We start from the raw sequence: 12,834 nt of genomic DNA, 5'->3' as shown, positions 1-12,834 counted from the left end.
CGAGGGTCAGCTCGCACCGACGGCGCGGATCGTGTCGACGGCGGCCTGCACCAGGCGCAGCCGAAGCTCCCCCCGCACCGGGTCGCGGCCGGCCGGCAGGGTCGCGGGCCGCCAGTGCTCGGTGGCCGGGACCGAGCCGAGCGAGCGACCGTCGAGGGTCACCTCGACCCGGCCGTCGATCCGGCCGGCGCGGCGGATCCGCAGCTCGAGTTGATCATGCAGGCCGAGATCGACGGCGGCGAAGACGATCACACCGTCCTCGGCGGCCACCACCTCGCCGCGCAACGACTCCCGCGGTGCCAGCCGGATCCGCGTGCAGTGGTCGAAGGCGGCCGCCTCCACCGGCCCGGTCAGATCGTGCGGGCCGACGGTCTCGCCGGCCAGGCGTACGGTCTCGACGCACCGGTGGTCGTCGGCATTGGTCCCGACGCCGATCACGTAGTCCCCGCGTTCGATGATCAACTCCGAACGGGTGACGTCGTAGGTCTCGAATGCTCCGGGGTGCAGCTCGAGGTCGACGATCCTGCTCTCCCCCGGCTCGAGCCGGACCCGTTGCCAACCGCAGAGCCGACGGGGGAACTGGAGCCGGTGGGCCGGGGCCGAGACGTAGGCCTGCACCACCTCGACCACGGGACGATCACCCGCGTTGGTGACCCGCACGGACACCCGGACCGGCCCGGCGGCGGCGGCGACGGTCAGGTCCGCATAGTCCACCGGCGCGTAGCCCAGCCCGTGCCCGAAGGAATACAGCGGCGCCTGATCGGAGTACCAGTAGGTGCCGCGGCTGGAGATGATGTCGTAGTCGAACAGGTCGGGCAGCCGGTTGTCCGGGGCCGGCCAGGCCTGGGCCAGCCGGCCGGCCGGTTCGACCGCGCCGGTGATCACGTCGACCACGCCGTGGCCGAGTTCCTGCCCGGCGTGGCTGGTCCAGACGATCGCCGGCGTCGACGCGATCGAGGCGTCCAGCGCGTACGGATAGCTGGAGACGATGATCAACAGCACCCGGTCGGTGGCCGCTCGGGCCGCCCGCAACAGCGCCGCCTGCGGCTCGGGCAGGGCCAGGTCCGGACGGTCCTCGGTCTCCCGGCCGAGCAGATGCGGGTCGTTGCCGGCGGTCATGATCACCGTGTCCGCCCAGGCGGCCGCCGCGGCGACCTCGGCCCGGCCGTCGGAGATCACGGTGATCAGGAAGCGGGTCGCGTCCGCAAGATCTCTGCACTCGGCCGAAAGCCCGCCGGCGACGTCGACCCGCAGCCATTTCCCGGTGCCCTGGTGACGGAGCGACCAGCTGCCGTCGTCGTGCCGATGGAGGCGAAAGCTCTCCTGCACCACCCAGCCGCCGACCCGATCGGCCTCGGCCCGGACCCAGCGGCCGTCCGGGATCGTCCACAATCTTCCGTCGTCGGCGGTGAGGGTGAGCAGGCCATGACCCCAGTCGGTGACGGCGAAGATCGCGGCCGGCTCCGGCCGGCCGCCGGAGGCTAGCAGCCCGTCCGCGGTCAGCCGGCCGGCGACGTTGCGGAGGAAGCCGCTGCTCCCGACCGGCTGCAATGCGATCCGATCCGACCCCTCGACGACCCGGACCTCCCCGCCAGGTCCGGCGGCCTCGCTCAGTGCAGCGGCCAGCGACACGGTGTACGGCGGAGTCCCGGAATACCAGTCGGTGAGCACCCGCTCTGCGAACGGACCGACGACGGCGAGCTTTCCCTGCGGCGGCAGTGGCAGCAGTCCGTCGTTGCGCAGCACCACGACACCGGCCGCCACCGCCTCCCGGGCCAGCTCCCGGTGCTCGGGCCGGTCCAGCTCGTCCGGCCCGATGCCCGCGTACGGATCATGATCATCGAGTTCGCCCAGCTTCTCCCGCAGCCGCAGCACCCGCTCTACCGACCGGTCGACGTCATCCAGGCCGATCAGGCCGTCCCGCAACGCCGCCCGCAACCGCTCCAGCGTCGGCCCGGGATCCCGGCCGTTGTCGGTGAAGCTGTCCATCCCCGCCCGCAGCGCGGCGGCGTGCGAGGTCGGATGATCTTCGAAGTAGGCCTGCGAACCGGCCAGGTTGCGCGGTGCGAAGGCGTCGGAAACCACCAGCAGCGAGTCGTCGGTCCAGGACCTCAGCTCGTCCAGCAGGTCGGCAGAGACGTGGGCCGGGCGACCGTTGATCAGGTTGTAGGAGGCCATCACCGCCCCGACCGCGCCGGCGACGACCGGGCCGCGGTAGGCCGGCAACTCGTACTCGTGCAGCACCCGGCGCCGCAGTTGGGAATCGCTGACGTCGCGGTCCGTCTCGTTGTTGTAGCCGCAGAAGTGCTTCAGCGTCGGCACCACCCGCCACCGATGATCATCGTCGCCGCGCATCCCGGCGGCGTAGGCGCCGGCCAGCTCGGCGGTCAGCCACGGGTCCTCCGAGAAGCCCTCCTCGTTGCGGCCCCAGCGCGGATGCCGGAGCGGGTTCACCACCGGTGCCCACGCGTTCAGGCCGATGTCCGGATTCGCGGCCCGCTTGGCCCGCAGCTCGATGCCGACCACCGCACCGACCCGGCGCAGCAGGTCGCGGTCCCAGCTGGCGGCCATCCCCACGGGCTGTGGAAACACGGTGGCCAGGCCCTCCCAGGCCACGCCGTGAGCGGCCTCGGCGCCGGTGTGGAAGGCGGCCAGGCCGTGCCGCGGCAGCGCCGGCACCGCCTGGTGCAACAGGGCCAGCTTCTCCTCGACGCTGAGCTCCGCGAGCAACGCTGCCACCGGGTCGGCCACCATGCCAGCTCCTTGGATCGAATCGATTCGAAACTGGATTGTGCCACGCGCGACGAAGCTCCGCGGGAAGTCACCGACCCGAGAAGCCAATTTCGCCGGGGCATCGGTGTCGATCCAGTCGCAATCCGCGGAGATCTCTTGCCAGGCGCCGACCGGCGGCTTAGCCTTTCGCTGTCGAAACGCTTCGACAGTGTCTCTCCCGGCCGCGGCCGCCCGCTGTCGCTCGACCCCACACCGATCACGAGGAAGTGACGACCATGACTCCATCCACCGCGTTCGGCAGCCGGCTGAACCGCCGAAGGTTCCTCACCGCGGCCGGCCTCGGTGTCGCCACGGTCGGCGCCGGCGCGGCGCTGGCCGGCTGTTCCGGGACCGGCGCACCCGGCCCGGCCGAGCAGGGCGTCGAGATCCCGGACACCGTGCTGCCCAAGTACGTGCCGGTGGACTATGCGACGCCGGACCTGCCCAGCCAGCACGGGTCCCCACCCGGCTACACGAAGATGCCCGCCGAACTGGTCCGCTCGGTGCCGACCCCACCGGGCAGCGGGATCACGATCAACGCGATGACACCGCTGTGGGGCACGATCCCGCCGAGCAGCGGCAACCAGTATTTCGACGCGGTGAACGAGATCCTGGGCAGCAAGATCAACTTCCAGATCTCCGACGGCACCACCTACGGCGACAAGCTCGCCACCGTGCTCGCCTCGCCGAAGGACGTGCCGGACTGGGTCCAGGTGCCGAGCTGGAACCTGCCGTCGCGGTTCGGCACCGAGATCGTCGGCAACGTCTTCACCGACCTGACCCCGTTCCTGGCGGGCGAGGCCGTGACCAAGTATCCGAACCTGGCCAACGTGCCGACCGATGCCTGGAAGGCGTGCGTCTGGAACGGCAAGCTGTACGGGATCCCCTTCCCCGGAACGCCGATCGGGAACGGGAACTTCTTCCGCGACGACCTGCTGGAGAAGCTGGGCATCACGCCCGAGGTGCGCACCGTCCAGGACCTCTACGACCTGATGGCCGAGATCAACAACCCGGCCGGGAACCAGTGGGCCACCGAGGATCCGTGGAACATCGCCACCATGGCCCACTCGGTCGTCGCCGAGTGGGAACTCGGCGACGGCGGGTTGGTCCACCGGGTGGAGACCGAGGAATACCGGGCGGCCCTGGAGTGGACCGCGCGCGTGTTCAAGGCCGGGTTGGTGCATCCGGATGCCGTCGCCGGCAAGGACGACGAGAGCAAGAGCCGGTTCCAGGCCGGCAAGGCGTTGATCATGTTCGACGGTTTCGGCGGCTGGCACGAGGCGCTGCGGGACAACCTCGCCGGCAACCCGACCTACTCCCAGCGACCGTTCGATCTGATCTCGGTCGACGAGGCGACCAAGCCCGTCTACTGGAAGGGCGCGGGCGCCGGCATGTTCTCGTTCATCAAGCAGAGCGACGATCAGGCCAAGGTCGAGGAGATCCTCAAGCTCGCCAACGTCCTCGCCGCGCCGTTCGGCACCACCGAGTTCCACCTGATCAACTACGGCGTCGAGGGGGTGCACTACACCAAGGGCGAGCAGGGGATCCCGGAGCCGACTTCGTTGGCGGCCAAGGAGTTGCAGCCGACGTACGTCTTCCTGGCCGACCCGCCGGTGGCGGAGTTCCACATGCAGTATCCGGGCTACGTCGAGGAGTACAGCACCTGGCAGCAACGGGCCGGTGAGTTCGCCGCGGAGCCGCTGTTCTACGGCATGAACATCGCCGAACCGAGCCAGTACGCCTCCATCGGCCAGCCGTTCGAAGACCTGGAGGCCGACATCGCCCGCGGCCGGAAGCCGCTCACCGATCTGGACGAGGCGATCAAGACCTGGAAGGCGGCCGGCGGCGAGCAGCTGCGGACGTTCTACTCCGAGATCCTGGACAAGCAGTAGGCCGGGGACGCTTCCATGACGGCATCATCAGCCGAGCCGGCGGTACGACCTCGTCGGCGCCGGACGTGGCGCACCAGGCTCAACCGGGACCGGTCGTTGATCATCATGACCCTGCCCGCGGTCGCGCTGCTGGCGATCTTCGCCTACGTGCCGATGCTCGGCAACGTGATGGCGTTCCAGCAGTACTCGCCCTACACCGGCTTCTTCCGGAGCGCGTACGTCGGTCTGGACAACTTCGCCCGGGTGTTCAACAACCCGCTGTTCCTGAACTCGGTCAAGAACACCTTGACGATCACCGCCTTCCAGCTGGTGTTCTTCTTCCCGATCCCGATCATCCTGGCGTTGCTGCTGAACAGCGTGATCTCACCGCGGATCCGGACCGCGGTGCAGGCCGTGGTCTACCTGCCGCACTTCTTCTCCTGGGTGCTGGTGGTGACCATCTTCCAGCAGATCGTCGGCGGCGCCGGACTGATCGCGCAAACCCTTCGGAGCCAGGGATATCAGGGCTTCGACCTGATGACCAATCCGGACGCCTTCCTGGTGTTGATCACCCTGCAGTCGGTCTGGAAGGACGCCGGCTGGGGCATCATCATCTTCCTGGCCGCCCTGAGCACCGTCGACCCCGCCCTGCACGAGGCGGCGGCCTCGGACGGCGCCAACCGCTGGCGGCGGCTGTGGCACATCACGCTGCCGGCCTTGCGACCGGTGATCATCCTGCTGCTGATCCTCCGGCTCGGCGACTCGCTGTCCGTCGGCTTCGAACAGCTCATCCTGCAGCGGGAAGCCGTCGGAGCCGAGGTGTCGGAGGTGATCGACACCTACGTCTACTACCAGGGCGTGATCTACGGCGACTGGAGCTTCGCCGCGGCGGCCGGTCTGGCCAAGGGAGTGATCAGCCTGTTGTTGGTGTTGGGCGCCAACAAGCTCGCGCACGTCTTCGGCGAATCCGGGGTGTACCAGAAATCATGACCACCGAACTGACCCAGCCGACCGCCATGGTCCCGGCTCCAGCGCCCCGGCCGGCGGCACCGGCCCGAAACCGCCGCCGGCCACGGAAGCGGCCGATCTGGGACGAGGAGCCCAGTCGCATCGGCTCAGCCGGCAAGGCGGTGGCGCTGGCCGCGGTCGTGCTGGTGGTGATCTTCCCGCTCTACACCGTGGTGCTGACCAGCTTCTCGACCCAGGCCCACACGATCGAGACCGGTGGCCTGGTGGTGATCCCCGGCGACCTGACGGCGCAGGCGTACGTGCAGATCATCTCCGGCGGCGTCGTCACCCGGGCCGTCCTGGTCAGCGTCGGCATCACCGCCGTCGGCACCGTGCTGTCCACCGTCGTGTCGATCATGGCCGCCTTCGGGCTGTCCAAGCCGAACTCGTTCGGCCACCGGACGATCCTGTTCGTCTTCCTGATCACGATGTTCTTCGGCGCCGGGATGATCCCCACCTATCTGCTGGTCAGCAACCTCGGCCTGATCAACTCCTACTGGGCGCTGATCCTGCCCACCGCGGTGTCGGCCTTCAACGTGCTGATCCTGCGGAACTTCTTCATGGGCATCGAGCCGGGCATCCTGGAGGCCGCCCGGATCGACGGCGCCGGCGAGTGGCGGATCCTCGGCCAGATCGTGCTGCCGATGTCCGGCGCGGTGATCGCCGTGGTGGCCTTGTTCTACGGGGTCGGCTACTTCAACGCGTTCTTCAACGCCATGCTCTACATCAACGACAACGAGAAGTGGCCGCTGCAACTGGTGCTCCGGTCCTACGTGCTGCAGGGCGCGAACCTGCCCGGCGGACCGTCGGCCACCGACACCCGGGCCACCGGCACGGTCGCCGGGATGCCGGTGAAAATGGCGGTGATGGTGCTGGCGCTGGTGCCGATCCTGATCGTCTACCCGTTCGTGCAGCGGCACTTCACCAAGGGCGTGATCTTTGGCGCCATCAAGGGCTGATCCCGTGCAGTCGAGAGGATCGGGCCGGCCGGAAAGCTCAGGACAGCCGGAAGGTGGAGTCGCGCTCGGTCAGTTGCGGCACCAGCAGCCGGATCTCGGGGTCGTCGATCCCCTCGATCCGGGCCATCGCCAGATCGACGGCGATCTCGCCCATCCGGACCGCCGGCAGGTCGATCGAGGTCAGCGGGAGTTGTTGGCCGGTGGCGACATCGGCCGGGCAGAGCGCGACCACGCTGACTGCCTTCCCGGCCGGATGACCGGCGGCGCTCAGCGCGGTCAGGACGCCGGGCAGGGCCGCCTCGTTGTGCACCACCAGGGCGGTCAGCTCCGGCCGCCGGCGCAGCACCCGCTCGACCGCGTCCACCCCGCCGGCATGGCTGGCCTCGGCCAGCTCCACCACCGGCTCCAGTCCGGCGTCCTCGGCCGCGCTCCGATAGCCACGGAGCAACCGATCGGCGTAGGAGGTGTGCCGGCCCAGCACGGTCGGGGTCGGCCCGATCAACGCCAGCTCGGTGTGCCCCAGCTCCAGCAACTGCTGCGCCGCCATCCGGCCGGCGGCCTCGAAGTCCAGATCCACCACCGACAGGCCGCGCGGGTCGACGGGCAGGCCGATCAGCACCGCTGGCCGGCGCAATTCAACCAGGGTGGGGATCCGGGGATCGTCGGCCTCGATGTCCATCATGATCAACGCGTCGACCATCGACGAGGTGGCTGCGCGTTCGACCCCGCGGGGATCGTCCTGGGTGAGCAGCAGCACGTCCATCTCATGATCACGGGCCCGGGTCACCACTCCGGTGACGAACTTCATGATCACGCCGACGTTGACGTCGGCCCGCAGCGGCGCGACCAGGGCCAGCGTCCAGGTCCGGCGGGACGCCAGCGACCGCGCGCCGGCGTGCGGCTGGTAGTCCAGCTGCCGGATCGCTTCCTCGACCCGCTTCCGGGTCTCGGCCGAGATCGACCGCTTGCCACTCAGCACGTAGGAGACCGTGGAGTTGGAGACGCCGGCCGCCCGGGCGACGTCGTTGATGGTGGCCATCACCCTCCTCAGGTCGACGTTGTTCATCATAAGCAGGAGGTAGCGAGCCGATGAAGTTCACCGATGGTTACTGGCAGACCTTGCCCGGCGTGTCGATCTTGCGTCCGCGCGCGATCGACCAGGTCGAGGCCGGGGCCGATTCGCTGACGGTGTTCGCACCGACCACACCGTTGCGCCATCGAGGCGATTCACTCAACCGGCCGGTGATCACGGTGACCTTCGACACCCCGGCCGAGGACGTGATCGGCGTCCGGATCGAGCACTTCAGCGGCATCCGCGACCGCGGGCCGCACTTCATGATCAACCGGACCGATCCGACGCCGGTGATCAGCACGCCGGACAGCGGCCCGGCGAGCTTCCGCTCCGGCGCGCTCACCGCCCGGATCGCGACCGACGGCGACTGGACGGTCGACTTCCTGGGCGCCGGGAGCGTCCTCACCTCCTCCACCCCGAACAGCGTCGGCGCCATCACCGACGGCGCCGGCCGACACTTCATCCGGGAGCAACTGACCCTGGGCATCGATGATCACGTGTACGGGCTGGGTGAGCGGTTCGGCCCGTTGATCAAGAACGGGCAGAGCATCGACATCTGGAATGCCGACGGCGGCACGGCCAGCGAGCAGGCGTACAAGAATGTGCCGTTCTATCTGACCGACGCCGGCTACGGCGTGTTCGTCGCCCATCCGGACCGGGTGAGCTTCGAGGTCGGCTCCGAGGTGGTTTCCCGCAACCAGTTCTCGGTCGAAGGCCAATCGCTGCAGTACTACGTGATCTACGGCCCGACCCCGAAGGAGATCCTGACCAAGTACACCGCGCTGACCGGTCGGCCGGCCCGGGTGCCGGACTGGTCGTACGGGCTGTGGCTGTCCACCTCCTTCACCACCGACTACGACGAGCGGACGGTGACCTCGTTCCTGGACGGGATGGCCGACCGGGAGATCCCGCTGAGTGTCTTCCACTTCGACTGCTTCTGGATGCGCCAGTTCCACTGGTGCGACTTCACCTGGGACCCGGCGATGTTTCCCGACCCGGCCGCGATGCTGGCCCGGTTGAAGCGGAAGGGCGTCAAGATCTCGGTCTGGATCAACCCCTACATCGCACAGCGGTCCGCGCTGTTCCAGGAGGGCAAGGATCTCGGCTATCTGGTCCGCACCACCGATGGCGATGTCTGGCAGTGGGACCTGTGGCAGGCCGGAATGGGGCTGGTCGACTTCACCAACCCGGACGCCCGGGACTGGTACGGCTCGAAGCTCAAGGTCCTTCTTGATCAAGGTGTCGACGCGTTCAAGACCGACTTCGGGGAACGGATCCCGAGCGAGGGCGTGGTCTGGCACGACGGGTCGGATCCGGACCGGATGCACAACTACTACGCCCAGCTCTACAACCAGTGCGTCTTCGACCTGCTCCGCGCCGAACGCGGCGAGGGCGAGGCGGTCGTCTTCGCCCGCTCCGCGACGGCCGGCGGTCAGCAGTTCCCGGTGCACTGGGGCGGCGACTGCCAGTCCACCTTTCCGTCGATGGCCGAATCGCTGCGTGGCGGCCTGTCCCTGGCACTGTCCGGGTTCGGCTACTGGAGCCACGACATCGGCGGCTTCGAGGGCAAGCCCGACCCCGCCGTGTTCAAGCGCTGGACCGCCTTCGGCCTGCTGTCCTCGCATTCCCGGCTGCACGGCTCCAGCTCGTACCGGGTGCCGTGGGCGTTCGACGACGAAGCGGTCGCGGTGACCCGGAAGTTCGCCCGGCTGAAGCTGTCGCTGATGCCCTACCTGGCGCAGCTGGCCGAGGAGGCACACACCGCGGGCCTGCCGATCATGCGCCCGATGATCTTGGAATTCCCCGACGATCGTGGTGCCGCCGGGCTGCAGACCCAATACCTGCTCGGTGATCGACTGCTGGTGGCGCCGGTGTTCCGGGCCGACGGGCGGGCCGACTTCTATCTCCCCGAGGGGACGTGGACCCACGCCCTGACCGGCGAGCGGTTGGCCGGGCCGCGCTGGCATCACGGTGCGTACGGCTTCGACTCGCTGCCGCTGTTCGTCCGGCCCGGAACCGTGCTGCCCTGGGGCGCGCGGCAGGACCGACCCGACTACGACCACGTCGACGGAGTGACGCTGCAGGCGTACGAACTCGCCGACGGTGATCAATTCGCGCTGACGGTCGGCGCGGCCCGCTTCCTCGTCCGCCGCACCGGCGAAACGATCATGGCGACGGCCGAGGGCACCGATCGGCCCTGGCGGCTCAAGGTGGGCGAACTGGTCGTCCCCGCGCAGGGCAACCGGGCCCAGCTGACGCTGTGACCCCTAACCGGAAGCCTGTTCGACCGCGGCCCGGAGTCCGCCGGAACCGGCCCGGGTCAGCCGGAAGACTAGGAACGGGACCCGGGAGCCGCCCCAGCTGATCGAGCGCTGGGTGGCCGTGGTCCGATCCAGCCGGTGCACCCGGATCAGTTCGAGCAGCTCCGCCAGGTCGTCGGTCAGCGCGATCTGCAGCAGCACCCGGCCGCCCTCGGCCAGATGATCATCGACGTCGGCGAAGAAGTCGCTCAGCATCCGCAGGTCGACCTCGGTCGCGTCGACGATGATCACGTCGAAGCGGCCGGGCACCGCGGCGAAACCGGCGCTGCGCAGCACCGTGATCCGGTCCGCGACCCGGTTGCGGACCGCGTTGCTCCGGGCCGCGGCCACCGCCGACGGCACGATGTCGACCGCGACCACGGTCGCCGTCCGCCGGGCCGCCAAGATCGCGTTCACGCCGCTCCCGGTGCCGTAGTCGAGCACCCGGTCGGTCTCGGTCACCTCGTCCAGCACGGCCGAGGCGAGCAGGTCGGAGACCCGGGTGATCGGCCGCACCCCGGGCGGCACGACGATGGAGATGTCGAGCTGGACGAACAGCGACTCGGTCGCTTCCTCCGGCGGTTCCCCGGTCATCGCCGGCTCACCCGCCCGCTTGGCCGGGGCCGGTCGCGGCCGTCGCGTCGTCCGCGGCCGCGGACAGGACCAGCACCGAGTGCGCCTGCACCGGCTGCGTCGACCCGGGCTGCCGGTCGGCCTCGCCCTCCGGCTCGAGCAGTCCGGTGCTGCTGTCCAGCCGGGTCGTCCAGTTCTGGCCGTAGCCGGCATCCGGCAGGGTGAAGTCGATCGGCTCGGAGTGCGCGTTGAACAACAGCAGAAAACGATCATCGGTCACCGGCCGGCCCATCGCGTCCGGCTCCGGGATCGCGTCACCGTTGACGAACACCATCAGGCTGCGGGCGAAGCCGACCTGCCAGTCCTCGTCGTCCATCGGGTTCCCGTCCGGCTTCAGCCAGGCGACCTCGCCCAGCTCGGCGCCGCGACCCGGCCCGGCTCCGTCGGCCAGGAACCGACGCCGCCGGAACACCGGATGGGCCTTGCGCAGCGCGATCAACTGGGCGGTGAAGTCGAGCAGGCCGACCTGGTCCTCGGTCAGCTCCCAGTCGATCCAGGACAGCTCGTTGTCCTGGGCGTACACGTTGTTGTTGCCCAGCTGGGTCCGGCCCAACTCGTCGCCGTGGGCGATCATCGGCACGCCCTGGCTGAGCAGCAGGGTGGTGAGGAAGTTGCGCTGCTGTCGCAACCGCAGCTGGTTGATCGCCGGATCGTCGGTCTCGCCCTCGGCGCCGCCGTTCCAGGACCGGTTGTGGCTCTCCCCGTCCCGGCCGTCCTCGCCGTTGGCCTGGTTGTGCTTCTCGTTGTACGACACCAGATCGCGCAAGGTGAAGCCGTCGTGGGCGGTGACGAAGTTGATCGACGCGGTCGGCCGGCGATCGGAGTGGTTGTAGAGATCACTGGACCCGGTCAGCCGGGACGCGAACTCGGCCATTGTCGCCGGCTGGCCGCGCCAGAAGTCGCGCACGGTGTCGCGGTACTTTCCGTTCCACTCCGACCACAACGGCGGGAAGTTGCCGACCTGGTAGCCGCCGTCGCCGAGATCCCACGGCTCGGCGATCAACTTCACCTGGGAGATCACCGGATCCTGCTGGATGATGTCGAAGAACGCCGACAGCTTGTCCACCTCGTGGAACTGGCGGGCCAGCGTCGCGGCCAGATCGAACCGGAATCCGTCGACGTGCATCTCCAGCACCCAGTAGCGCAACGAGTCCATGATCAACTGCAGCACGTGCGGGCTGCGCATCAGCAGGCTGTTGCCGGTCCCGGTGGTGTCGTAGTAGTGCTCCTTCTCGGAGTCGACCAGCCGGTAGTAGGCGGCGTTGTCGATCCCCCGGAAGCCGATCGTCGGGCCGCGCTCGTTGCCCTCGGCGGTGTGGTTGTAGACCACGTCCAAGATCACTTCGATGCCTGCGTCGTGCAGGGACCGGACCATGTTCTTGAATTCGCCGACCTGCTGGCCGAGCTGCCCGGTGCTGGCGTAGGCGTTGTGCGGCGCCAGGAAGCCGATCGTGTTGTAGCCCCAGTAGTTGGACAGGCCCTTCTCGACCAGATGGCTGTCGTTGACGAACTGGTGCACCGGCATCAGTTCCAGCGCGTTGATGCCGAGCTTGAGCAGGTGCTCCACGGTGGCCGGATGACCGACCCCGGCATAGCTGCCGCGGATCGCCTCGGGCACGTCCGGGTGGGTCATGGTCAGCCCGCGCACGTGCGCCTCGTACAAGATCGTTTCGTGGTACGGCAGCGCCGGCGGCCGATCATGACCCCAGTCGAAGTAGGGGTTGATCACCACGGAGAGCATGGTGTGGCCGAGCGAGTCGTCGCCGTTGAACTCCTCCGGCTTCCCGAACCGGTACGAATACAGCGACTCGTCGCCGTCCGGCTGACCCTCGATCGCCTTCGCATACGGGTCGAGCAGCAGCTTGGCCGGGTTGCAGCGGTGCCCGTTGTCCGGGTCGTACGGGCCGTGCACCCGGTAGCCGTACCGTTGGCCGGGCTCGATCCCGGGCAGATAGACGTGCCAGATCGCCCCGTCGACCTCGGTGATCTCGATCCTGGACTCGACCCCGTCGTCGTCGATCAGGCACAGCTCGACCCGGTCGGCGATCTCGGAGAAGACAGCGAAGCTGACTCCGCTGCCGTCGTAGGTCGCCCCCAAGGGGTAGGGCTGCCCCGGCCAGGTCTCCATCCGATCCTCTCCCAGACGCCTGACACCCCAGGCGTCAGACTCTCCCGGACCAGACTCTCCCAGACGCCGGACTCCCCGGTCGCCAGATCGA

8 protein-coding genes are annotated in these 12,834 nt (G+C 68.8%); 4 read left to right on the top strand and 4 right to left on the bottom strand.

The window, feature by feature from the left end:
- Positions 1–6: 6 nt before the first annotated feature.
- A complete protein-coding gene (locus FNH24_RS21775) occupies positions 7–2,754 on the bottom strand; it encodes a glycoside hydrolase family 3 C-terminal domain-containing protein (RefSeq protein ID WP_152364352.1) in 2,748 nt (915 codons plus the stop codon).
- Positions 2,755–3,008: 254 nt separating this feature from the next.
- On the opposite strand from FNH24_RS21775, the gene FNH24_RS21770 reads away from it, so the two are divergent.
- Genes FNH24_RS21770 through FNH24_RS21760 form a run of 3 tightly spaced genes read left to right on the top strand, consistent with a single transcriptional unit; the run spans position 3,009 to position 6,610 of the window.
- The gene (locus FNH24_RS21770) at positions 3,009–4,664 is read left to right on the top strand and encodes an extracellular solute-binding protein (protein ID WP_152364351.1); all 1,656 of its coding nucleotides are present in this window, start codon (positions 3,009–3,011) and stop codon (positions 4,662–4,664) included.
- A 15-nt stretch (positions 4,665–4,679) separates the two neighbouring features.
- The gene (locus FNH24_RS21765) at positions 4,680–5,633 is read left to right on the top strand and encodes an ABC transporter permease (protein ID WP_152364350.1); all 954 of its coding nucleotides are present in this window, start codon (positions 4,680–4,682) and stop codon (positions 5,631–5,633) included.
- Positions 5,630–6,610: a carbohydrate ABC transporter permease gene (locus FNH24_RS21760; RefSeq protein ID WP_152364349.1), complete on the top strand. Its 981-nt coding sequence runs from the start codon at positions 5,630–5,632 to the stop codon at positions 6,608–6,610. The genes FNH24_RS21765 and FNH24_RS21760 overlap by 4 nt, the downstream gene beginning before the upstream one ends.
- A 37-nt stretch (positions 6,611–6,647) precedes the next feature.
- Here the strand turns inward: FNH24_RS21760 and FNH24_RS21755 are convergent, their stop codons facing one another.
- A complete protein-coding gene (locus FNH24_RS21755) occupies positions 6,648–7,649 on the bottom strand; it encodes a LacI family DNA-binding transcriptional regulator (RefSeq protein WP_152364348.1) in 1,002 nt (333 codons plus the stop codon).
- A 50-nt stretch (positions 7,650–7,699) separates the two neighbouring features.
- Here FNH24_RS21755 and yicI point away from each other — a divergent pair, with 50 nt between their 5' ends.
- A complete protein-coding gene (gene yicI, locus FNH24_RS21750; RefSeq protein WP_152364347.1) occupies positions 7,700–9,946 on the top strand; it encodes an alpha-xylosidase in 2,247 nt (748 codons plus the stop codon).
- Between the two features lie 3 nt (positions 9,947–9,949).
- Here the strand turns inward: yicI and FNH24_RS21745 are convergent, their stop codons facing one another.
- Positions 9,950–10,576: a 50S ribosomal protein L11 methyltransferase gene (locus FNH24_RS21745; protein ID WP_152364346.1), complete on the bottom strand. Its 627-nt coding sequence runs from the start codon at positions 10,574–10,576 to the stop codon at positions 9,950–9,952.
- A 7-nt stretch (positions 10,577–10,583) separates the two neighbouring features.
- Positions 10,584–12,743 carry a glycogen debranching protein GlgX gene (gene glgX / locus FNH24_RS21740; protein ID WP_152364345.1) on the bottom strand — a complete coding sequence of 720 codons (2,160 nt, stop codon included), beginning with the start codon at positions 12,741–12,743 and terminating at the stop codon, positions 10,584–10,586.
- Between the last annotated feature and the right edge of the window lie 91 nt (positions 12,744–12,834).

Origin of the sequence: Microlunatus speluncae, from assembly GCF_009299835.1 — a bacterium.
GTDB lineage: Bacteria > Actinomycetota > Actinomycetes > Propionibacteriales > Propionibacteriaceae > Microlunatus > Microlunatus speluncae.
This window is presented reverse-complemented; position numbering and strand designations above follow the sequence as displayed.

What these genes read in the sequence shown, in the direction of transcription:
- FNH24_RS21775 (WP_152364352.1), bottom strand. Translation starts at nt 2,754, where the DNA reads ATGGTGGCCGACCCGGTGGCAGCGTTGCTCGCGGAGCTCAGCGTCGAG.
- FNH24_RS21770 (WP_152364351.1), top strand. Translation starts at nt 3,009, where the DNA reads ATGACTCCATCCACCGCGTTCGGCAGCCGGCTGAACCGCCGAAGGTTC.
- FNH24_RS21765 (WP_152364350.1), top strand. Translation starts at nt 4,680, where the DNA reads ATGACGGCATCATCAGCCGAGCCGGCGGTACGACCTCGTCGGCGCCGG.
- FNH24_RS21760 (WP_152364349.1), top strand. Translation starts at nt 5,630, where the DNA reads ATGACCACCGAACTGACCCAGCCGACCGCCATGGTCCCGGCTCCAGCG.
- FNH24_RS21755 (WP_152364348.1), bottom strand. Translation starts at nt 7,649, where the DNA reads ATGGCCACCATCAACGACGTCGCCCGGGCGGCCGGCGTCTCCAACTCC.
- yicI (WP_152364347.1), top strand. Translation starts at nt 7,700, where the DNA reads ATGAAGTTCACCGATGGTTACTGGCAGACCTTGCCCGGCGTGTCGATC.
- FNH24_RS21745 (WP_152364346.1), bottom strand. Translation starts at nt 10,576, where the DNA reads ATGACCGGGGAACCGCCGGAGGAAGCGACCGAGTCGCTGTTCGTCCAG.
- glgX (WP_152364345.1), bottom strand. Translation starts at nt 12,743, where the DNA reads ATGGAGACCTGGCCGGGGCAGCCCTACCCCTTGGGGGCGACCTACGAC.